General features: G+C 62.1%; 21 protein-coding genes. 5 read left to right on the top strand and 16 right to left on the bottom strand.

The genetic code is table 11. The features are described 5' to 3' along the window. The first annotated feature begins 5 nt into the window (after nucleotides 1-5). Nucleotides 6-602, top strand: a complete 597-nt coding sequence (locus ACQY5P_RS13495) for a hypothetical protein (RefSeq protein WP_428407391.1) — start codon at nucleotides 6-8, stop codon at nucleotides 600-602. Here ACQY5P_RS13495 and ACQY5P_RS13490 read toward each other — a convergent pair. Then, nucleotides 589-1,362: a TSUP family transporter gene (locus tag ACQY5P_RS13490; RefSeq protein WP_428407390.1), complete on the bottom strand. Its 774-nt coding sequence runs from the start codon at nucleotides 1,360-1,362 to the stop codon at nucleotides 589-591. The two genes, ACQY5P_RS13495 and ACQY5P_RS13490, sit on opposite strands and share 14 nt — an antisense overlap. Before the next feature lie 159 nt (nucleotides 1,363-1,521). On the opposite strand from ACQY5P_RS13490, the gene xth reads away from it, so the two are divergent. Continuing rightward, the gene (gene xth, locus ACQY5P_RS13485) at nucleotides 1,522-2,325 is read left to right on the top strand and encodes an exodeoxyribonuclease III (protein WP_428407389.1); all 804 of its coding nucleotides are present in this window, start codon (nucleotides 1,522-1,524) and stop codon (nucleotides 2,323-2,325) included. Between the two features lie 446 nt (nucleotides 2,326-2,771). Here the strand turns inward: xth and ACQY5P_RS13480 are convergent, their stop codons facing one another. Continuing rightward, a complete protein-coding gene (locus ACQY5P_RS13480; RefSeq protein WP_428407388.1) occupies nucleotides 2,772-3,881 on the bottom strand; it encodes an aminotransferase class V-fold PLP-dependent enzyme in 1,110 nt (369 codons plus the stop codon). Continuing rightward, a complete protein-coding gene (locus ACQY5P_RS13475) occupies nucleotides 3,881-4,384 on the bottom strand; it encodes a universal stress protein (RefSeq protein ID WP_428407387.1) in 504 nt (167 codons plus the stop codon). The genes ACQY5P_RS13480 and ACQY5P_RS13475 overlap by 1 nt, the downstream gene beginning before the upstream one ends. Before the next feature lie 117 nt (nucleotides 4,385-4,501). Between ACQY5P_RS13475 and ACQY5P_RS13470 the strand changes: the two genes are divergently transcribed. After that, on the top strand, nucleotides 4,502-5,014 hold the full coding sequence (locus ACQY5P_RS13470) for an RNA methyltransferase (protein WP_428407386.1): 513 nt from the start codon (nucleotides 4,502-4,504) through the stop codon (nucleotides 5,012-5,014). A gap of 60 nt (nucleotides 5,015-5,074) precedes the next feature. Here ACQY5P_RS13470 and ACQY5P_RS13465 read toward each other — a convergent pair whose 3' ends face one another. Next, the gene (locus ACQY5P_RS13465; RefSeq protein ID WP_428407385.1) at nucleotides 5,075-5,614 is read right to left on the bottom strand and encodes a MarR family winged helix-turn-helix transcriptional regulator; all 540 of its coding nucleotides are present in this window, start codon (nucleotides 5,612-5,614) and stop codon (nucleotides 5,075-5,077) included. A gap of 392 nt (nucleotides 5,615-6,006) precedes the next feature. On the opposite strand from ACQY5P_RS13465, the gene ACQY5P_RS13460 reads away from it, so the two are divergent. Continuing rightward, nucleotides 6,007-6,501 (top strand): NUDIX domain-containing protein, encoded by a 495-nt coding sequence (locus tag ACQY5P_RS13460; protein WP_428407384.1) that lies wholly within the window; start codon nucleotides 6,007-6,009, stop codon nucleotides 6,499-6,501. Nucleotides 6,502-6,524: 23 nt separating this feature from the next. Here ACQY5P_RS13460 and ACQY5P_RS13455 read toward each other — a convergent pair whose 3' ends face one another. The 12 genes from ACQY5P_RS13455 to rsmI form a co-directional block, all read right to left on the bottom strand. Continuing rightward, nucleotides 6,525-7,229 (bottom strand): inner membrane-spanning protein YciB, encoded by a 705-nt coding sequence (locus tag ACQY5P_RS13455; protein ID WP_428407383.1) that lies wholly within the window; start codon nucleotides 7,227-7,229, stop codon nucleotides 6,525-6,527. A gap of 17 nt (nucleotides 7,230-7,246) precedes the next feature. Continuing rightward, complete coding sequence (gene ftsY / locus ACQY5P_RS13450; RefSeq protein WP_428410663.1) at nucleotides 7,247-8,359, bottom strand: signal recognition particle-docking protein FtsY; 1,113 nt, start codon at nucleotides 8,357-8,359, stop codon at nucleotides 7,247-7,249. A gap of 49 nt (nucleotides 8,360-8,408) precedes the next feature. Next, complete coding sequence (gene mtaB, locus ACQY5P_RS13445) at nucleotides 8,409-9,677, bottom strand: tRNA (N(6)-L-threonylcarbamoyladenosine(37)-C(2))-methylthiotransferase MtaB (RefSeq protein ID WP_428407382.1); 1,269 nt, start codon at nucleotides 9,675-9,677, stop codon at nucleotides 8,409-8,411. A gap of 65 nt (nucleotides 9,678-9,742) precedes the next feature. Continuing rightward, nucleotides 9,743-10,117: a flagellar biosynthesis repressor FlbT gene (locus ACQY5P_RS13440; protein ID WP_428407381.1), complete on the bottom strand. Its 375-nt coding sequence runs from the start codon at nucleotides 10,115-10,117 to the stop codon at nucleotides 9,743-9,745. A 119-nt stretch (nucleotides 10,118-10,236) separates the two neighbouring features. After that, nucleotides 10,237-11,325: an LPS export ABC transporter permease LptG gene (gene lptG, locus ACQY5P_RS13435; RefSeq protein ID WP_428407380.1), complete on the bottom strand. Its 1,089-nt coding sequence runs from the start codon at nucleotides 11,323-11,325 to the stop codon at nucleotides 10,237-10,239. Further along, nucleotides 11,322-12,566 carry an LptF/LptG family permease gene (locus ACQY5P_RS13430; RefSeq protein WP_428407379.1) on the bottom strand — a complete coding sequence of 415 codons (1,245 nt, stop codon included), beginning with the start codon at nucleotides 12,564-12,566 and terminating at the stop codon, nucleotides 11,322-11,324. The genes lptG and ACQY5P_RS13430 overlap by 4 nt, the downstream gene beginning before the upstream one ends. Nucleotides 12,567-12,646: 80 nt before the next feature. Next, nucleotides 12,647-13,552 (bottom strand): hypothetical protein, encoded by a 906-nt coding sequence (locus tag ACQY5P_RS13425; RefSeq protein ID WP_428407378.1) that lies wholly within the window; start codon nucleotides 13,550-13,552, stop codon nucleotides 12,647-12,649. A gap of 90 nt (nucleotides 13,553-13,642) precedes the next feature. Then, nucleotides 13,643-14,863, bottom strand: coding sequence for a glycosyltransferase family 4 protein (locus tag ACQY5P_RS13420; protein ID WP_428407377.1), 1,221 nt, complete (start codon nucleotides 14,861-14,863; stop codon nucleotides 13,643-13,645). A gap of 153 nt (nucleotides 14,864-15,016) precedes the next feature. Next, nucleotides 15,017-15,961, bottom strand: coding sequence for a glutathione synthase (gshB, locus tag ACQY5P_RS13415; protein WP_428407376.1), 945 nt, complete (start codon nucleotides 15,959-15,961; stop codon nucleotides 15,017-15,019). Nucleotides 15,962-16,007: 46 nt separating this feature from the next. After that, nucleotides 16,008-16,562, bottom strand: coding sequence for a BON domain-containing protein (locus ACQY5P_RS13410; protein ID WP_428407375.1), 555 nt, complete (start codon nucleotides 16,560-16,562; stop codon nucleotides 16,008-16,010). 84 nt (nucleotides 16,563-16,646) lie between these two features. Further along, nucleotides 16,647-17,024, bottom strand: coding sequence for a YraN family protein (locus tag ACQY5P_RS13405; RefSeq protein WP_428407374.1), 378 nt, complete (start codon nucleotides 17,022-17,024; stop codon nucleotides 16,647-16,649). Next, a complete protein-coding gene (rsmI, locus tag ACQY5P_RS13400) occupies nucleotides 17,021-17,854 on the bottom strand; it encodes a 16S rRNA (cytidine(1402)-2'-O)-methyltransferase (RefSeq protein WP_428407373.1) in 834 nt (277 codons plus the stop codon). The genes ACQY5P_RS13405 and rsmI overlap by 4 nt, the downstream gene beginning before the upstream one ends. 170 nt (nucleotides 17,855-18,024) lie before the next feature. Between rsmI and ACQY5P_RS13395 the strand changes: the two genes are divergently transcribed. Further along, nucleotides 18,025-19,386, top strand: coding sequence for a penicillin-binding protein activator (locus ACQY5P_RS13395; RefSeq protein WP_428407372.1), 1,362 nt, complete (start codon nucleotides 18,025-18,027; stop codon nucleotides 19,384-19,386). Nucleotides 19,387-19,388: the final 2 nt, after the last annotated feature.

Here is a 19,388-nt window from a genome sequence, read left to right as displayed (position 1 = left end):
TTTTCATGGACGAAACTGACCTCGAAGCGCTGGAACGGGAGCTTCCGGGCCTCGCGCGCCTGTCCCGCTTCGCCCGCTCTCTCGACCGCATTCCGTGGTTCGCCAATATCGGCGAGCCGCTGACGCCCGGCGGGAGGGCCGCCGCCGAAGATTATTGCTCGGGGCTCGGCTTTCCCGACGCCGAGATCGCCATGTTAATGGATTGGGGCGACGCCGCGGCGGTCGCCGAAAGCCTTGATTGGCAGAGTCCCGCCTGGGAGGCCGAGGAGTCCCTGCGCGCCGATCTGACGGGACGGGCGCTCGACCTCCTCTCCGAGGACGCGCTCCGGATCGGCATGGCGCTGATCGCCGAGAAGGTCTCGGAGCCCGCCAAAGACGCAGTCGAAGAGGTCTCCTACTTAAGCGATCTCGACGACGAGCAGATCAAGACGCTCTGCGTCGGCGCCGCCGTTCAGGCCGCCAATGGCGCGGCGCTTGCCCTGATCGCCGCCGCCGACAGTGATTTCGACGCCGAAAACCACCCGCTGGCGGCGAAGTTTCGCCTGTTCGAATTCGGCCGCTGGCCAGTCTCCATCACCGGCTCGTCCTTCAACCTGTTCTAACGAGCTCCGCGAGCGCGGCGCCGATGAGATAGACCGCCACCGCCGTCAGGATGGTGCGAAATCCCTTGCGGAACGTCTCTTCCGGCATCTCCCGCAGATAATGCGTGCCCACATAGGTTCCAGCGAAACCGGAAATGAGAATGGCGGCTAGGAGCCAGGCCCATTCCCCATAGGCGAAGCCGAGAAGGCCGAAGGCCGCAATCTTCATGATGTGCTGGATCACCATCGCCGCGGCGTGGGTGGCGACGATGTTGAGCCGGCCGAGCGCCGTCGCCGACAGCATCGCGGCGACGATTGGCCCGGTGGCGCTGAAAAACATGGTGAGAAAGCCTGTAACGACGCCCACGACGAAATAGGTCGTCTTGCCGGGCGCGAAGCGTTTCGGTTTCGGCCCCCAAAGGGTCCAGATGACGAAAGCCCCAACGCCTCCGCGCAGCAGCCAGACCGGTGTTTCAACCGCGAGCCGGCCGCCGAGGGCAGCCCCGATGAGCCCGCCGAGGCTGAACCAGAGGACGATCCCCCACACGACTTCCTTGCGCTGGAGATAGAACCGCCCGGCGTTGGCCCCGGCCTGCGCCGCGCCATGGACCGGCACAACGGACGCGGCGGGGAAAACCGCGCTCATGACCGCGAGGAGCGCCAGCCCGCCGCCGAGCCCGAAGGCGGCGGTAATCGCAGCGGTGAAAAAGCTCGCGAAGACAACCAGCCCTGCGGCCCACAGGGGGACGGCCTCCGGTAAAAAATGCGCGAGGGTCTCCATCGATCGCCGCTCCTACGCCGCTCCGCTCCTCGCGGCAATTGGCCTGCGGTTGGCGCATGAGAATGCGGCCCTATATGCAAGCCTTGACGCTCCAGCGCCCCGCCCCTATCGGACCCTTATGCCCCGTCCCGCCAGCACGCCCCCAGATATATCCGCCCAATGAAAATCGCCACCTGGAACATCAATTCCGTCCGCCTGCGGATCGATCTCGTCAATCGCTTTCTGAAAGAGGAGGTGCCCGACGTCTTGTGCCTTCAGGAAATCAAATGCCTTGAAGATAATTTCCCCACGAAAGCGCTGCGCGAAGCGGGCTATGAACATCAGGCGATTTCCGGTCAGGCGGGCTATCACGGCGTCGCTATCGTTTCGCGGCTGCCGCTCAAGAATGTCGAAGTGCGCGGCTTTTGCGAAAAGGGCGATTGCCGCCACATCGCGGCGAGCATTGCGGGCGGCGTGCGCATCCATAATTTTTATGTGCCGGCAGGCGGCGACGAACCGGATCCGAAGATCAACGACAAGTTTGCCCACAAACTCGATTTTCTCGACGAGATGGCGGGCTGGTTCAGCGACCTTGGCCCCCGCTCGAAGGCGGTGCTGGTTGGCGATCTCAATGTGGCGCCGAAGGAACATGACGTCTGGTCGCATAAGCAGCTTTTGAAAGTGGTTTCTCACACGCCTGTTGAAGTTGAGAAACTGAACGCCGTCATTGCCTCTCATGGCTGGATCGACGTGGCGCGCGAGCTGATCCCGGAGCCGGAAAAACTCTATACATGGTGGTCCTATCGCGCGAAGGACTGGCGCGCGTCGAACCGCGGCCGTCGTCTCGACCATATCTGGGTCAGCCCGGCCCTTAAAAAACCGGCATTGTCGCTGGGCCGCGAGGCTTTCAAGATTCATGACGATGCGCGCGGCTGGGAAAAGCCGTCCGATCACGCCCCGGTGTCGCTGAAGTTCGATCTATAGATCCTCTGCATACGCCTTATCGCCGCCGCGGCTCAGCGGAGCCCGAACGCATAAAGTGGAGAGGCGCGCGGAACGCGAAACATCCTCGTCGCTTGGCATCAGCACATGGACGCATCGCGTCCCGCGCAGGCGGCGTTCTACAGCGTCGGCGGGCCCGGCCGTAATGACGACCGCTGACGTTTCTTAGGCGCCGGCGTTGAAATGCCGTCAGAAAGCCCGGGCGCTGCGACCGGCCAACAGGAAACGCCCTCCGTAATTGCAGGCCTTTCCTCTTGCGCGCCGCGATCCGGACCGATGAGTTACGGCAGCGCTCACCGCCTCTCCGTCGTCCGGACTGTTTTTGATCATAATGCCGCCGGAGAGGTGGGGGATAACTATTCACCAACACTGGGAAATATGAAAGAATTCGCCCTTTTGGGGTGTTTTTCCCGTTATTGGGGCAGACCTCAAAGGTGCGGGCCCACGGCCGCAACAAGCGCGTCGATATCGTTTTCGTCATTGTAAAGATGAACCGAAATCCTGACCGCGCCGAGACGCGTGTCGTGACCGATGCCGGCTTTGGCTAAAGCAGCCGCCGCCGCATCGTAATCGCGCACCTTGATGAGCGCGCCGGAACCGCGTGCGCCCTGACTTGTCGATGATAGAAACGCGCCCTGCGGCAGGGCCTCGAACAAGCGAGACAACAGACGCTGATTATGCGCGTAGATCGCATCGACGCCATGGGCGTTGATGACCTCATGGGCCGCTGCGGCGCCGGCGAAAGGCGCAATCGACGGCGTGCCGCCAGTGAAGCGCGCCGCGTCCTCTGCATATTCAAAACGATGAATATCGAATTCAAAAGGTTCGGCATGGGAAAACCAGCCCACATCGAGAGGCTTGCAAGTCTTCGCCGTTTCGGGATCGGCCCACAGCCATGCGGCGCCCGCGCCGCCGCAGAGATATTTGAGCGAGGTTCCTACCGCAAAATCAGGCCGCCATTCGTCGAGTCTCAAGGGAACCGCCCCCGCCGCCTGCGCCGCGTCAATGAGCGAGAAAACGCCCGCGGCGCGGGCTCTTTTTGCGATCTCCGCCACCGGCGCCAGCACAGAGGAATTCGAGTAGACCTGCATGGGAACGACGAGCTGCACGTCGTCGGAGAAAGCGCGGGTCCACGCATCCGGATCGGCCAGACGCTCGCCGCCCGAGATAAACTCAAGCTCATATCCAAGGCGCTCCCCCTGCGCCAGCGCAAACCCCACCGTGGGGAAGGCATCTTCGGTCAGAACGATCTTAGTGCGGCCCTTGCGTTCCGGCAGGGAGAAGAGAATTTTCGAAACGCCGCTCGAAACATTCGCCTGTGGACAAATGTCTTGCGGGCGCGCGCCGATGATCGGCGCGAGTCCCTGTTTGAAGCGCTCCAGCGTCTCAAACCACGGATCCCAGACATTGAAACCTTCGGTGCGCCATGGGGCGGCGTAACCTTGCGCAACCGCATCCGCCCACGCCTTGGGCTGCGCGCCGACGGAATGCGACAGGAAATAGTGCTTTCCCGGCAGGTGAAACTTCTCAGCGTCCATCAGCCTGCAAGCCGCCGCAATTCATCGCGCGTCATGGCGCCCGGCACCACCGTCACCGGGATCGGCCGCGCGCCGAGATACGCAGGATTTTTTGCGAGCGCCGTCACCAGCGGCCCCGGTCCCGACGCCTCGGTGGAGGCGCCGAGCACCAGAATGGAGATCGCCGGATCCTCTTCGATAAGCTTGCGAAGCTCTTCCACGAGCACGCCCTCGCGCACGACCTCTTCCGGGTCTTCGCCCGATTGGGCTTTCACTTCCGCGGCGAACTCGCGAAGGATGTTCTCGGCTTTCTCATAGGCCTCGGCGCGCATGGTCTCCGCGACCGTCGCCCAGTGGCCGAATTCCGGCGGCTCGACGATAGCGAGCAGCGTGACGCGCGCATTGGAGCGGCGGGCGCGGCGGCCAGCAAAGAACGCGGCGAGCCGCGCCTCCGGAGCCTCCGAGGCGATCACCATGAACTTGATGCGGGTATCGCCGTTCTGAGTATTATTTCTTTCGCTCATAGGAGGAGCATGCCCCGAAACGGGTCCGCAGGTCTACGCACCCGAGCTCGAACCTCGACTTGACCGGGCGCCCCCTTCAGCTTAGGCGCGAGCCCTTAAAGGACAAAGGGGCCAAGGATGCGCGGCTATTTCGGGGTCGGATCGGAACGCATATCGAAGGCGATGAATTTGGGCGCGGTTCTCCGGACTGCGCACGCCTTTCACGCGAGCTTCGCCTTCACCATCGCCGCCCATCACAACGCCCGCGAAGTGAAGCTCGCCGACACGTCGAAATCCGATGCCCATCTGCCGCTTTATGAATGGGAGACGCTCGCCGACATGCGCCTGCCCAAGGGCTGCGTCCTGGTGGGCGTCGAGCTCGACGACCGCGCGGTCGATCTGCCGAGTTTTCGCCACCCCTTGAACGCCGCATATCTCCTGGGCCCGGAAAAGGGGAGCCTCTCGCCCGAAGCGAGCGCGCTCTGCACGCATCTCGTAAAAATTCCGACGCGGTTTTGCGTCAACCTTTCGGTTGCCGCAGCGCTCGTCATGTATGACCGCATGATCTCCATGGGCGGCCACGCCCCGCGGCCCGTCGCCGCGGGCGGCCCTCCGCCCCACGCCGAATGGCGCACCCCCCGAAGGCGGTAGTCGCGCCAAACAAAAACGCCGCCCGAGGGCGGCGTTTCATAATCTCAATAGGAGCGGAAATTAACGGCGTTTCGCGCCGCGTTTTTTGGTGGTCTTGCGCTTTGTCGTCTTGCGTTTGGCGGTGGTCTTTTTCTTGGCAGTTTTCTTCGCCGGGGTCGCCGCGCCTTCGGCCATCTTGTCGAGGGCTTCGGCGTAAGCGCGCAGGGAGCGCATGAACGCAGCTTGCTGTGTTTTCGGCAGAACGTTCAGGGCTGCGTTTTCGGCCTTGGCGACTTTTGCATTAGCGGCGGTGAGCATCCGCTTGCCGGCAGGCGTGATGGAAACGGCGTTGGCGCGCGCGTCTTCCTTGGTGCGCTTGCGAGAGAGAAGTCCCTTTTTCATCATGCGCGCAATCATGTCGGCGAGGGTCGAGCGGTCGATTCCCGTCTGCTGGACGAGGTCGGTCTGGCTGAGGCCGGCGTTCTGCGCGACGACGTGAAGCACCTCATACTGGCGCGGCGTCGGCCCGTTGGCGCCGACTTCGGTGGAATAGAGATCGTGGGCGTATTGCTGCGCGCGGCGCAGCAGATGACCCGGTGAATTCTTCAATGAGTAAGCCATTTTATTCTCCGTTTTCGGCTTCTAAAAGGCGAAAGAAACGCCGCAACCCTGTTTTGCGCTAGCTTCGATCAAGATAAGCTCCGTTTACGGCGGATGCCCTGAGCGCAATCCGGGAAAACCGGGACAAGCGACAATTTTTGCATCATGTCTCCGCCCTGTTTTCGCTGCGCCGCATCCTGGCGGCGCCGCCGGCGCATGTTTTCCGCGCCTTCAAGATTACGCCCGATGCGGACGGTTTCGACTGTCTGTCTTAGAGAGTAGCATATCGCGCGCCACACGCCAAAATGCAATACCTTCGTATGCGGAAAATAGGCCTTTTGAATCACGCTGCAAGTATCGTCAGGATAGGGACAATGCCTAATAAGCCACTACAAGAACCCCAGTTCAAGCGTATGGTTCCGCCCGGCGACAATATGGAGCGCGACGTCTGCGCCGCATGCGGATTCGTGGATTACAAAAACCCGAAAATCGTCGTCGGCTCGGTCGTCGCATGGGAGGGAAAGATACTCCTCTGCAAACGCGCCATCGAACCGCGCAAAGGCTACTGGACGCTGCCGGCCGGATATCTCGAACTCCATGAGACCGCCGAGGACGGCGCCGCCCGCGAGGCGCGCGAAGAGGCTTGCGCCGATATCGAGATCGAGCGCCTGCTCGCGGTCTATTCCATCCCGCGGATTTCGCAGGTGCAACTGATGTTTCGGGCGAAGCTGGTGCGTCCGGACATCGCCCCCGGCCCCGAAAGCGAGGCCGTCGCACTCTATGACTGGGAGGAGATTCCCTGGCCCGATCTCGCTTTCCCGTCCGTGGGGTGGGGCCTGCGGCATTATCGCGAAACGAAAGACCGCAGCGATTTTCCGCCCTTCTCCAATCCCGCCGATGGGCTTTAGGGGGCGGGCTTTAGGTGACCTTCTCAGGAGACTGACTTTTCGTCTTCGGGCCGTTTCTCCTCAGGCATATGTTTGGCGATGAAGGGCGCCTGAAAGCCGGTGAAAACGAGGCTGATGATCGTGAAGCCGAAGACCTTCAGGTTCACCCAGTGCTTTTCGCCGGCGCAGGCGGCCACACCAGTGAGATCACAATCGCGTGTAAGCCAGCGCCAGGCGACTTCGTTGAGGATGGCGAGCGCGATGAAGAAAATCGCATAGCGTTTCGTCAGCGTGCGCCAGGCGGTGTCGGGCATATGCAGCGCGCCGTCGAACAGGGTCTTCAGGAAATTCTGTCCGCTCGCCATCCCGCCGATTAGCAGCGAAGAAAACAACGCGTAGATGAGCGTCGGCTTCATGTAGAAAAACATCTTGTTGTGGAGCAGGAGCGTAAGTCCGCCAAAGACTGTAATGATAACGCCGCTGACCATGAGCATGGGCGCCACGCGACGCTCTTTCCAGACGGAATAGACAAAGGCGACGAGAAACGCCGGCATGAAGAGGCCGATGGCGATATACATCTCTTCACCCTCAGCAATAGCCCAGTCCTGGCCGAAAAGCCCGCCGACCGCGGGCGCGAGCCGGCGGCCGAGAAAATAAGCGATCATGAAGACCGCGAGCGGGCCCATGTCGACGGCAAATTTGGCGCCGCCGGTGAGTTTCTGTCCCTTGGCTTGCGGTTCAGCAGTCATTCACGAATTCCTTGGAGTCAGTTTTGAGGGGGCTCAGGCGGCGACGCCGCGAGCGCCTTTGAAAAGGCGTCGGCGTTAAAGTTTTGCAAATCCTCCACGCCCTCGCCAACGCCGATGAAATGAATGGGCAGTTTGAATTTGTCCGCAAGGGCGACGAGAACGCCGCCGCGCGCCGTGCCGTCGAGCTTGGTCATGACGATGCCCGTAACCCCGGCGATTTCGGTGAAGGCCTGCGCCTGGCTCAGCGCATTCTGGCCCACTGTGGCGTCGAGGGTCAAAATCACGTCATGGGGCGCCGTTTCGTCGAGCTTTTTGATGACGCGGACGATCTTGGCGAGTTCGTCCATCAGTTCGCGCCGGTTCTGAAGACGGCCCGCCGTGTCGATCATCAGGATATCGACCCCCTTTTCTTTCGCCTCTTTCACCGCATCGAAAGCGAGTCCCGCCGCATCGGCGCCAACCGCGCGCGCGATAACGGGCGCGCCGGTGCGCGTCCCCCAGACCTGAAGCTGTTCGATGGCGGCGGCGCGGAACGTATCGCCCGCGGCGAGCATTACCGATTTTCCCTCGTCGGCGAATTTTTTCGCGAGCTTGCCGATGGTCGTCGTTTTCCCGGCGCCGTTGACGCCGACCATGAGAAGAATGTGGGGCTTTTTCGCGCCGTCGACAGCAAGGGGCTTTTCAAGAGGCGCGAGCGTCGCGGCCACCTCCGTTGCGAGCGCGGAACGCACCTCCTCGTCGGTGACAGCTTTGTCGAACTTGTCTTTCGCAAGGGCCGTTGTAATGCGGGTCGCGGCGGGAACGCCAAGGTCGGCGGTGATGAGAAGATCGGTGAGTTCGTCCAGCGTCTCGTCGTCGAGCTTCTTCTTGGTGAAGATCGCGGTGACGCCTTCAGAGAGCTTGTTGGAGGATTTCGACAGGCCGTCGCGCAGGCGTGTGAGCCAGCCCTTTTTCTTTTCGGTCTCCGGCGCGGGCTCGGAGACGGGCGGAAGCGGGGCCGCAGCGCCTTGCGGCATGGCGAGCGCCGGCGACTGGGGTTCTTCTCCGCCCTGGTCCGCTTCAGGCGGCGCTTCTTCAGCGGACGCGGCTTCTTCTTCCAGCGCTTCCTGCTGTTTCTTTTTGCCGAACATGCCGGAGAAGAAATTGCCTGCCAACGGAGACCTCGCCTTTCCTGATATGTTACGCGGCTTCGCCCATAAGGCCGCCATCGCCATGGCCGGTGATGCGGATACGGACGATATCGCCGACACGGCCCGGCGCCGCAACAAGCACTGGCGCGAAATTGCCGAGGCGCGCCCGGCCGCCGCTTTCAAGGATGGCGTCCTCGGTCCGGCCGACGAGCCCTCTCAGAAATGCCGTTTCCGCCTCGTCGCCTTTCGCGCGAAGGCGCGCGGCGCGGGACTTCACCTCATCGCGGGGCAATTGCGGCATGCGCGCCGCGGGCGTTCCCTGACGCGGCGAGAACGGAAAGACATGAAGATAGGAAAGCCTCGCCTCATCAACGATAGCGAGGCTGTTTTGGAACATCTCTTCGGTCTCCGTCGGGAAGCCGGCGATGATGTCGGCGCCGAAAGCAACGTCGGGCCTGCGGGCGCGAACATTTGCGCAGAGCTCAATCGCCTGCTCGCGGCTATGGCGGCGCTTCATGCGCTTCAAGATCATGTTGTCGCCAGCCTGCAGCGACAAATGGAGATGCGGCGCAATGCGGTCATCGCCCGTCACGCGCTCGAACAATTCGTCATCGATCTCCGCGCCGTCGATAGAGGAAAGCCGCAGGCGATAAAGGTCCGGAACCTCCTCGAGGATCGCGGCGACAAGCGCGCCGAGCCGCGGCGCGCCCTCAATGTCCGCGCCCCAGGAGGTGATGTCGACGCCAGTGAGGATGAGTTCGCGATGGCCCGCATCGACCAGCTTTTTGGCCTGCTCGATCACTTGGGCGACGGGCGCCGAACGCGAATTACCGCGTCCGTATGGGATGATGCAGAAGGTGCAGCGATGGTCGCAGCCATTCTGGATCTGCAAAAACGCGCGGGAGCGGTCGCCATAACCGTCGATCATGTGTCCAGCGGTCTCGCGCGCCGACATGATGTCATTGACGCGAATGATGTCGCCATCTTCTAAGAGAGGCGTCTCCGCCAGCAATTTCCACTGTGCTGCATTGAGCTTTTCCTGATTGCCGATCACGGCGGCGACTTCCGGCATCTTGGCGAAACTTTCCGCCTCCGTCTGCGCTGCGCAGCCGGTGACGATAATGCGTGCGTCTGGGCGCTCTCGTTTCGTGCGCCTGATGCGCTGGCGCGCCGAGCGCACCGCCTCATTGGTGACGGCGCAGGTGTTGACGATCACAGCATCGGCGAGCCCTGCGCCGGCGGCAAGCTTGCGCATGGCTTCGCTCTCCGCGGCGTTGAGCCGGCAGCCGAAAGTGATGATATCCGCAGTTTCCGCCATGGCGGGCTATTTGGGCCATAAGCCCCGCCCGCACAAGGCGGCGGGAGAGCCTATGGGACAGGAAACTAGTTTGCCGCCGCGGTCCGGTCGGCGAAGGCGAAATCGCGCAAACAACGCATGATCTGATAAAAATCGCGCCGGGCGACGCAGTCCGACAGATCGGGATCGAGTTTGAGGTCGGGCGCCGATTGCAGCGCTTCGGTAAGGATCGTCCCGGCTTCCGCAGTCGATATCTGGCCGGCGACGGCGAGTTGGGCGATGTAATAGGCGCGCTTCAGAGGCGTCGTCGCCTCCTCAGGCTTGAGAGCGTCCTTCAGGCGTAAAATATGCGCGCCTTCGGTTTTGACCCGGAGCCGGGTGTTGCGCTCTCCATTTTCAACGAGCACCCCGTTGATCATAAGCTCTTCGTAAGGACGCAGTTTGAGGATCAGCCCGGCCATGGAGTCTCCCGTCTCTCAAAGCTTTGCTTGCAGAAGGTTGCGATTATCACAACCTGAGATTGCGACATATACAACCATAACGCGAATGATGACAAGGCGCTAAACCGGTGGGAGGGCGGTTAATTCTCCATGGCGAGAATGATGGAAAATCCCACCACCATGAAAATGGCGAGGGGAAAAAAGGCCCCGATGATCGCCGGCACGACGCCCAACGATCCGAAGGCGAGCGCCAGATTTTCCGCAACGAAATAACCGAAACCCAGCGCCGCTCCGGTTACGGCGCGCGCCAGAAGCACGCCCTGGCGATGCACGCCGAAGCCGGCGATGGCGCCGAGAAGGGGCATGACCAAGGTCGCCATAGGTTTTGAGAAACGGCTGAGAAGTTGCGTCATGGGCCCGCGCGTGTCCGCCCGGTCATTGTTGAGCTGGCGAATTTTCGCGGCGAGCTCGGGCAGGCTTGTCTGCCCTGGCTCAAGCGTCATGGCGAACAGGAGCTCCGGATCGAGACTGTTCGTCCAGATCACTTCTCCCGTCGCTGTGACTTGCTGCGTGAGCGCATTAAGGCCCCGCGCGCCAAAAAGGCGCCAGGCGCCTTCCTCGAACCGAGCCGATCGCGCCTCGATCGCCTCGTCGATGAGGCCTTCATCCATGTCGTAAATGGTGACGCCGGTGAGCACCACCGCATCGCCATAGCGCGCCGCGCTTTCCGCGGCGATAAACTCGCCGTCGTAATTAATGCGGATGTCCGTCCTGACATCGCTTTCCGGGGGCAGATCGACAGCGTAGTCATTGACCTCCCAGTAATCGAGCATCTCGGAGGCTCTAACCGTCACCGTTTCATGAAAAATGAAATGCGCCAGCGTGATGAGGCCACAGACGAAGCCTAAGGGAAAAAGCACCCGATTGACCGACATGCCGGCGGCGCGCATCACCGTGATCTCGCTTGTATGCGACAGCCCGGCAAGCGTCAGAACGACCCCGAGGAGCGCAGCGAAAGGCGTAAACTGGCTGATGATCTGAGGCGTCCGCAAGGAAATGTAGCGCAGCATCTGCGCCGTTCCCGCGCCTTCGGCGGCGAGAATGTCGCTCGACCGGTTGAGGAGGTCGAGCATCTGCAGAATGATGACGAAAAAAATCAGAAGCCCGATAAAACGGACAAAAAACATCCGCCCCACATAATTGGTGAGAATATTGCGTGCGTAGCTCATTCAGCGGCGTCCGCTGCGGGCGCGGCGATGCGCACCGTTTCGGTCGACCGGCGCGCCATGACTTTCGTCGTGCGCGCCTGATCGATGGAGCCGCTATAGAGAAACGCCGACAGCAGCGCAAAAATGAGGAAAATCCCCCACATGCTGATCAGCGGGGAAAGCTCGCCCTTGGCCGCCACCACCTTGCCCCATTCCTCAACCACTTCGTGATAGATGATGAGAATGGCGACACCGATCACCGGTTTCAGGTTCGAGGCGTGACGACGCCCGGTGACGCCCATGGCGACAGCAAGTATCGGCAGAACAAGAAATGTGAGCGGATGCAGGATGCGCCAGTGAAGACCCGCCTGATAGTCACGCCACAATTCCGCATTTGGAGGCTGGGTTCTCAGATAACGCACGATTTCGTTGATCGTCGCTTCGCGTTCGTCGCTGCCTCGTTCTCGGAAAACGCCGATTGCCGGCAAATCGACTTCGAGATCGAAGCTTTCAAAATCCAGCGACTGAATGCGGTCGCCGAGCGCATTGATGATCACCTGTCGGCCGTTCTGCAGCTTTAAGAGAAGCGAGGTGATTTCCGGCGTCGTTGAAATTGAGCCGTAGCGCGCGGTGATGACGGTCTTCCCACCATCGCGCGACTCGCGCTCCAGGAAAATTTCGCGGGCGTCACGGGTCTCGGCGTTGATTTCCCCCAGCCGGATTGTGACGCCGTCGCTGATTTCGATGAACTCGCCGGCAGGTATCTTGATGCCAAGGGCGCCGGATGTCACATCGAAACGGATTTGCTGATATTTGTAGCGCGCGAAAGGCTGGATATAGGAGACGAGCAGAAAGTCGAACACCATCAAGACGGCGATGAGCATGTAAACGGGGCGCATCAGCCGTCCGAAAGACGCTCCCGATGAACTGAGCGCATCGAGCTCCGACGACATGGATAAATTGCGAAAAGCGAGCATGACGCCGAGAAAGGCGCCGAGCGGCAGCGCCAGTCCGAGATAGTGCGGAGCCAGATTGGCGAGCATCCGCCAGACGACGTCGACCGGTCCCTGCTCGGCCAGCACGAAATCGAAAAGCCGCAGCATATGCTCCATCAAGAGGAGCATGCCTGCAACGCTAAGCGCCAGAACAAGCGGCGTCGTGACGGCGCGCAAAATGTAACGGTCGATAAGATGCATGGGCGGGAGCGCACCTGCCGGAAACAAAACGGGCGGCGCCCGGCCGGGCGCGGCTGGCCCGGTCATCGCCGTGGACATGGGTCTCTAGCGAATTCCGGACCAATTCGGAAGGCGATGGCGGAAAAACCCGTCTTTTTCAAGCGGATTTAGGACGCCGCGGCAGCCGCACCCGGCTTTGCGCCGTAATCGGTGCGGGCGAGATGCGCGGTCGCGAAAAACATGGCGATGTTGAATATCTGGGAAAGCCCCGCCTCCGCCACCAGCATCCCCGCCACAGCCGCCTCGGGCGCGCCGACGATCGGCGCGAGGCTTAAAGCCGCGCCGAGATAGACGATGTCTTGATTGGGCAGAAACGGCACGCGGGAAAGGACGAGCTGCATCGCAATAAAAGTCATCCAGGCCATCACCGGCGCCCCCGGCAGGGCCGACGCGTACATCGCCGCATGGAGAAGGATAATGAGCGCCTGACGCCCGCCATGGACGGAGATGAGGCGCGGCATCACGCCTTTCGGCAGCGCCATCAGCTTGTCGCGGAAGATCATCACCAAGAGCGACAGCGTGCAGGCGGAAAGAAAGGCCAGCGCAAAGAGCCAGCGCGCGCCCGGAAACGCGTCGAGCCCAGCCTGCAGCCCGCCGGTCGCCGCAAGCGCCACAAGCAGAACGACCGTCGCGGCGTTGGAGGTGAACGCAGACAAGAGATTGTTGTCCTTGACGCCCACCAGAATGGTCTTGTGCGGCAGCGCGAGCGCGCGGCGCGCCCAGATGGTCAGGAACGCCTCGCCGGAATAGCCCATGACCGCGAAATTATAGACGCGCTTTCTGATAAAGACGAAGAAATGACGCACCAGCGGCCGCGACCACACGATTTCATAAAGCGCAAGCTCGGAAATCGGCAGCGCTAGAAACCGCAAGATGAAGAAGAGATAAAACCACGGGCTTTCGGGAAGCGCGCCAATGACTTCACGCCAACCGAGATGGGTGAGTTTGTAAACAAGATAAGCGATGATCGCGGCAAGCAGTCCGTATTGAAGGAGCTTGAGGCCTTTCTGCACGTCCTCTCTTTCGCGCAATATTCGCCACCGGCTCGCAGCGCCATTGGCGGCGGACTTGATGAGAGGAACGATCATGGGCGCGGCGGGTCGCTACGCAGCGCGCCGGCGCGCCGCTGCATCAGGACGCGAGCGCGCATGGCGGCGCGAGGGCTGGAACTGGTCAAGCGCCTCGTAGTAATGGCTAACCAGTTCGGCGAGCACAGCATCCCAGCTGAAGCGCGCGGAATGTTCGCGCGCCGTCCGGCCGAAGCGCTGGCGCAAGGGCGCGTCATTGCCAAGCAGGACAAGCTTGTCGGCAAAGCTCGCCGCATTGGGCTCGGCGGCGTAGCCGGTGACGCCGTTTTCAATGAGCGAGCGCGACCCCGCCGCCGTCGCCCCGACCGAGGGAAGGCCCGACGCCATGGCTTCGAGCGTCACATTGCCGAAGGTCTCGGTGATCGACGGATTGAAGAAAATATCGGCGCTGGCGTAAGCGCGGGCGAGATCCGGCCCTTGCTGATATCCGGCGAAAACGCCTTCGGGAAGCAGCTTTTCAAAACTCTCGCGCTCCGGTCCGTCGCCCACGATGAGCGCCTTCAGTTTCGGCGCGCTCGCCTTGGCGCGATTGAACGCGTCGACGAAAATATCGATGCCTTTTTCGAGCACCAGGCGGCCGACAAAGGCGACGACAACATCGTCCGCAGCGAAGCCGTTGGCTTCGCGCCAAGCCATGTCGCGGCGCGCCGGATTGAAAAGATCGCCATCGACGCCCCGGGTCCACAGGCGGATGTCATCGCCGATGCCGTCGCGCCTCAACTCTTCAACCATGGAATGGGATGGCGCATAGACATGTTCGCAGCGGCTGTAGAAATATCGCATGTAGCGCGTCAGATATTTCTCGAGCCAGCTCATGCCGTAATAGCGCGGATAAGTGTCGAAGCGCGTGTGGAACGACGCGACGGCGGGAACGCCGAATTTGCGCGCATAGTTGAGCGCGCCGAAGCCTGTGTAATCGGGCGCCGCGATATGCACGATGTCAGGTCGGAAGCTGTCGAGGGCGCGCTTGCATTTGCCGTGCAGGCCAAGACCGAAACGATATTCGCTGCGCCGCCCCGGCAGCGGAACCGACGGGACCGAAATGAGCCGGCCCGCATGTTCGAAAGCCGGCTTGTCGGTCGTCGGCGCAAAGACCAGCACTTCGTGGCCTTCGCGCTCCAGATACGCGACCAACGTATTGAGCGCGCGCACTGGCCCGTCCATCACATAATTATAATTGCCGGAGAAGACAGCGACGCGCAGTTTTTTCTCGGATGTCGGCGAATGCGCGTTCATTCGAAAACTCGTGATTTCATCCAAATCAGCCCCCGCTAGTCCGGGCCCACCCCGACTTTGCGGCCCAGGTCCATGACCGGGGTTCATGAAGGGCGCGAAACAAGCACTATATTCGCCCTAGCGCAACTCCCTGAACCTCTTGTGACAATCCGGTCAGCCGTCGCGCTGGCCCTCAGTCCAGTCCCAGAAAAGCGCCGAGATGTCGGCTCCGCCAAAACGCCGCACTTCCTGCACGCCCGTCGGAGAAGTCACATTGATTTCAGTGAGATAGTCGCCGATGACGTCGATCCCGACAAGGACCAAGCCGCGCTCCGAGAGGATCGGGCCGATGCGGTCGCAGATTTCCTGATCGCGCTCGGACATCTCAACCGCCTCGGCGCGCCCGCCCACATGCATGTTTGACCGGGTTTCGCCCTTCGCAGGCACCCGGTTGATCGCCCCCACCGCCTCGCCGTCAAGGAGGATGATGCGTTTGTCGCCCTTGGTGACGGCGGGAAGGTATTTCTGGATGATCGACGGCTCCGCATAGGCTTCGGAGAAGAGCTCCATCAGCGCGTTGAAATTGGAATCGTCGCTCGACATTTTGAAGACGCCGGCGCCGCCATTGCCGTAAAGCGGTTTTACGATGACGTCGCCATGGGTCTTGCGGAAGTCGCGCATCGCTTCGACGTCGCGGGTGATGAGGGTCGGCGGCGTCAGATCCTTGAAGTCCGTCACGAAGAGTTTTTCCGGCGCGTCGCGGATCGAGCGCGGATTGTTCAGCACAAGGACGTCTGGCAGAAGACGCTCGAGAATCTGCGCAGCCGTGATGTAGGCCATGTTGAAGGGCGGGTCCTGGCGCACCAGCACCACATCGACGCTATGAAGATCGATCACTTCCGGCGCGGCGAGCGTCACATGGGCGCCCTGCTCGCGCTTCAACTGTTCGACCTTGCGCGCGCGCGCTTTTACGGTGCCGCTGTCGAGCTGCAAATTTTGCGGCTGGTAAATCCAGATCTGGTGGCCGCGGCCGAACGCTTCGAGCGCCAAATCGAAGGAGGTGTCCGCGTTGACATTGACCGCCTCAATGGGGTCCATCTGGATGGCGATCTTCAGCATGAGGAGGGGCTCCGCGGGCGGCCCGGAAACGGCCGCGCCTCGAACTTTATTGGACCATCGGCCCGCGCAAGGCAACGTGGCTCACGACCTTTTCAACACCGGCCGTGGTGCGGGCGAGCTCCACGGCGCGGTCAAGGTCGGCCTGACTGCGCGCGACGCCAAGAAGGTAAACGACGGCGTTCGATACGGCGATCTTGTAGTCGCCGCTGACGACCTCCTTGTCGCCGATAAGACGGGCGCGCAACACCTGATCGATGCGCGCATCCTCGACGCCCTGGCCGAAGCCGGTGCCGTCACCGACGAAAACCTCGTCGATCACCTCTTTGACGCCCTCGGCCTTCCACGCGTTTTCGATGAGCTTGGCGCGGCCCTGTTCCGATTTCATCGTGCCGGTGAGCATCAGCCGGCCTTCGTAAAGCGTAATGTCGATATCGCCATAATCATGAGTGCGGTCGGAGAAGAGCACGCCTTTCAGCTCCGCATTGCTCGACATGTCGGTGAACGCCTGATCGAGATTGCGGCTCGAGGCGCAGGCGCCGAGCGCGAGAAAAGCCCCAAGACCTGCGGCGGCTAGAAAAGCGCGGATGGTTTTCGTCATCATCTTCATACTCCTTGGCCAATTTCGGTCGCGCGGAACGAGAATCTTCATGGGCTGCTTCGTTCCGAAAGTAACCAACCGGCCCACTCATTCGCCATCCCGCCAGGCGTCCGGCAGATGTTCAAGCCGCCAGCCCGAGACGGCGACGATATCGTAACGAATGGCGCAATCCGCAAGGTCCGGGCGGCGCGAGAGAAAAAGCCCCGCCGCGCCGCGAATGCGCTGGCGCGCGCCATAGGTGACGGCTTCGACCGCAGCATCGCGGCTCGCCCGCGCCTTCACCTCGACAAAGGCGATGAGCTTCCCGCGCTTCGCCACGAGATCGAGTTCGCCCAGCGGCGTCCGGTGACGGGCGGCGATGATCGAGAAGCCCTTGAGGCGCATCAGCATCGCCGCCAGCGTTTCCGCGCGCCGCCCGCCGCGCTCGGCGGTGCGGCGGGATGCGGTGGTGGGCGCGGGGCTCACGAGTTCTCCTTCAGTTGCAGCGCGCGGGCGTAGGCCTCTTTGCGCGGCATGGAGAATTGCTCCGCGGCGGCGGCGGCGGCCTCTTTCACGCTCAATTCGTCCAGCGCCGCTTTCAGGAAAGCATCCACATCGCCGGCTTCCGCAGGTTTTTCGTCCGGCGGAAAGACGATAATGACAATTTCGCCCTTGGGCGGCGCGGCTTCGTAACTTTGCGCGAGATCGCTCAGAGTCCCTTCACGGAATTCTTCATGCAGCTTGGTCAGTTCCCGCGCGACGACGGCTTTGCGGTCGCCCAGCGTTTGCGCCATGGCCGCGAGCGCATCCGAAAGGCGCGGCGCGGTTTCGTAGAAGATCAAGGTCGCGTCGATCCGCGCAAGCTCTTCGAGCGTCTTCGCCCGTGCGCCCGGTTTCGCCGGCAGAAACCCTGCGAAGAAAAATCTGTCGCTCGGCGCGCCCGCGGCGCAAAGCGCCGCAAGGCTGGCGCTCGCGCCCGGAACGGGAAAAACCGCGACGCCAGCGTTCCGCGCCTCGCGCACCAGTTTGTAGCCGGGGTCGGAGATCAGCGGCGTCCCGGCGTCAGACACGAGACAGATCACGGCGCCGTCTTGCAGCTTTTTAATGATCTCCGGGCGGACTTTCGCGGCGTTATGATCGTGATAGGGCGCGCGCGGCGTCTCGATCCCGTAGGCCGCGCAGAGCTTCGCCGTCTGGCGCGTATCCTCGCACAGGATAAGATCGGCTTTCTGGAGGATTTCCACGGCCCGATAGGTAATGTCGGCGAGATTGCCGATGGGCGTCGCCGTCACATAAAGGCCGGGTTCGGGTCGCATATCCTTCATTGACATGAGATAGGGATGGCGGGGGCGGGTCTTGAAAACAAGTCCCGAAATGGCTTTCCGCAAGGGCGCGGCGCGCCGTTGATGCGGGGCCCGGGCCCGGCTAGTCTCGCGGCCGCTGAGGAAGCCCTTAGAACCGGGCGAAAAAACGAGGAATTGAGGGGATGCGCTCCAGTCTCAAATTGATCACGAAAGCCGGACTTGCGGCGGCGCTGATGGCGCTGGCGGCGGCCTGCGGCACCACGGGTTCGACGCGGCCTTCAGGTCCGGTGATCGCGCGCCCGGACGAGACCCCGGCGGAAGACCAGACGATCTATGACGAGGGCGGCCTTTTCGAAGAGGCTCAGCGTTACGACCGCCGCGGCTTTATGCGCCCGCCCCATATGGATGGCGAGGAGCCGGTGCGGGTCGGCCTCCTGCTTCCGTTCTCGTCAGATAATGAATCCGCGCGCCGCATCGCCTCAGCGATGTTCGACGCCGCGCAGCTCGCCGTCTTTGACGCGGGCGAGAAGAACTTCCTCCTGATCCCCAAAGACACGCGCGGCGACGCAGAAGGCGCGGCCGCCGCAGCGCGCTCGGCCCTCGCCGACGGCGCCGAGATCATCCTCGGGCCGCTCTTCGCGGAATCGGTCGAAGCCGCCGCCGTTGTCGCGCGCGCCGCCTCGACGCCGATGATTGCGTTCTCCTCCGATCTCACCGCGGCGGGCGACGGCGTTTTCCTGCTCTCCTTCCCGCCGGAACTCGAAATCGCGCGCGTCACCGAGTATGCGATGAACCAGGAGATGGTGCGGTTCGGCGTGCTCGCGCCCATGACGCCTTATGGCGACCGCGTCTCCGGCGCCTTCGCGGAAGAAGTCTTCGCGCGCGGCGGCGTCATCGTTCATGAAGAACGCTATGTTCAGGAGCCGGACGAAATGCTCGCCCCGGCCAAGCGCCTTGCGCAATATTCGAAAGAGATCATTCCGCTCGAAATGCGCCACGATTATCAGGGCGATCGCTCGCAGCCGGTGGCGCAAAACGCCAGCGCCGAAGCCGGCTACACCCAAGGCTATCAGGCGGTGCTGATGCCCGAACAGGGAACGCTTCTGCGCGCGTTGGCGCCGCTGCTTCCCTATTACAACGTGGATATCAGCCGGGTAAAAATTCTCGGCGTGTCCTCCTGGAACAATCCGCGTCTGACGCGCGAGCCTGCGCTGCGCGGCGGCTGGTTCGCGGCGCCCGATCCGGCGATCACTGCAAGTTTCGAAAAGCATTACGAAGACGCCTTCGGATCGAACCCGCCGCGCCTTGCTTCGCTTGCCTATGATGCGACGCTCCTCTCGGCGCGGCTCGCCGCCAACAGCCGCCGCCGGGGCCGCTTTGAAGCGGACGCCATCGCCGATCCCAACGGCTATTTCGGCGCGGACGGCCTGTTCCGGCTCAATGCGGACGGCACGGTGGAGCGCGGTCTCGCCATTCTCGAAATTCAGCCCGGCGGCATTCAGGTGATTGATCCCGCGCCGCGAAGCTTCGCCCCCGGTTACTAAAG

Origin of the sequence: Hyphococcus sp., from assembly GCF_965267305.1 — a bacterium.
Taxonomy (GTDB): Bacteria; Pseudomonadota; Alphaproteobacteria; order Caulobacterales; family Parvularculaceae; genus Hyphococcus.
The sequence above is the reverse complement of the archived record's forward strand: the minus strand, read 5'-3'. Positions and strand labels throughout refer to the sequence as shown.

What these genes read in the sequence shown, in the direction of transcription:
- ACQY5P_RS13460 (WP_428407384.1), top strand. Translation starts at nt 6,007, where the DNA reads ATGGTTCCGCCCGGCGACAATATGGAGCGCGACGTCTGCGCCGCATGC.
- ftsY (WP_428410663.1), bottom strand. Translation starts at nt 8,359, where the DNA reads ATGTTCGGCAAAAAGAAACAGCAGGAAGCGCTGGAAGAAGAAGCCGCG.
- ACQY5P_RS13470 (WP_428407386.1), top strand. Translation starts at nt 4,502, where the DNA reads ATGCGCGGCTATTTCGGGGTCGGATCGGAACGCATATCGAAGGCGATG.
- lptG (WP_428407380.1), bottom strand. Translation starts at nt 11,325, where the DNA reads ATGAGCTACGCACGCAATATTCTCACCAATTATGTGGGGCGGATGTTT.
- ACQY5P_RS13475 (WP_428407387.1), bottom strand. Translation starts at nt 4,384, where the DNA reads ATGAGCGAAAGAAATAATACTCAGAACGGCGATACCCGCATCAAGTTC.
- ACQY5P_RS13490 (WP_428407390.1), bottom strand. Translation starts at nt 1,362, where the DNA reads ATGGAGACCCTCGCGCATTTTTTACCGGAGGCCGTCCCCCTGTGGGCC.
- ACQY5P_RS13395 (WP_428407372.1), top strand. Translation starts at nt 18,025, where the DNA reads ATGCGCTCCAGTCTCAAATTGATCACGAAAGCCGGACTTGCGGCGGCG.
- ACQY5P_RS13495 (WP_428407391.1), top strand. Translation starts at nt 6, where the DNA reads ATGGACGAAACTGACCTCGAAGCGCTGGAACGGGAGCTTCCGGGCCTC.
- ACQY5P_RS13430 (WP_428407379.1), bottom strand. Translation starts at nt 12,566, where the DNA reads ATGACCGGGCCAGCCGCGCCCGGCCGGGCGCCGCCCGTTTTGTTTCCG.
- ACQY5P_RS13410 (WP_428407375.1), bottom strand. Translation starts at nt 16,562, where the DNA reads ATGATGACGAAAACCATCCGCGCTTTTCTAGCCGCCGCAGGTCTTGGG.
- ACQY5P_RS13480 (WP_428407388.1), bottom strand. Translation starts at nt 3,881, where the DNA reads ATGGACGCTGAGAAGTTTCACCTGCCGGGAAAGCACTATTTCCTGTCG.
- ACQY5P_RS13455 (WP_428407383.1), bottom strand. Translation starts at nt 7,229, where the DNA reads ATGACTGCTGAACCGCAAGCCAAGGGACAGAAACTCACCGGCGGCGCC.
- ACQY5P_RS13465 (WP_428407385.1), bottom strand. Translation starts at nt 5,614, where the DNA reads ATGGCTTACTCATTGAAGAATTCACCGGGTCATCTGCTGCGCCGCGCG.
- ACQY5P_RS13420 (WP_428407377.1), bottom strand. Translation starts at nt 14,863, where the DNA reads ATGAACGCGCATTCGCCGACATCCGAGAAAAAACTGCGCGTCGCTGTC.
- mtaB (WP_428407382.1), bottom strand. Translation starts at nt 9,677, where the DNA reads ATGGCGGAAACTGCGGATATCATCACTTTCGGCTGCCGGCTCAACGCC.
- rsmI (WP_428407373.1), bottom strand. Translation starts at nt 17,854, where the DNA reads ATGCGACCCGAACCCGGCCTTTATGTGACGGCGACGCCCATCGGCAAT.
- gshB (WP_428407376.1), bottom strand. Translation starts at nt 15,961, where the DNA reads ATGCTGAAGATCGCCATCCAGATGGACCCCATTGAGGCGGTCAATGTC.
- xth (WP_428407389.1), top strand. Translation starts at nt 1,522, where the DNA reads ATGAAAATCGCCACCTGGAACATCAATTCCGTCCGCCTGCGGATCGAT.
- ACQY5P_RS13440 (WP_428407381.1), bottom strand. Translation starts at nt 10,117, where the DNA reads ATGGCCGGGCTGATCCTCAAACTGCGTCCTTACGAAGAGCTTATGATC.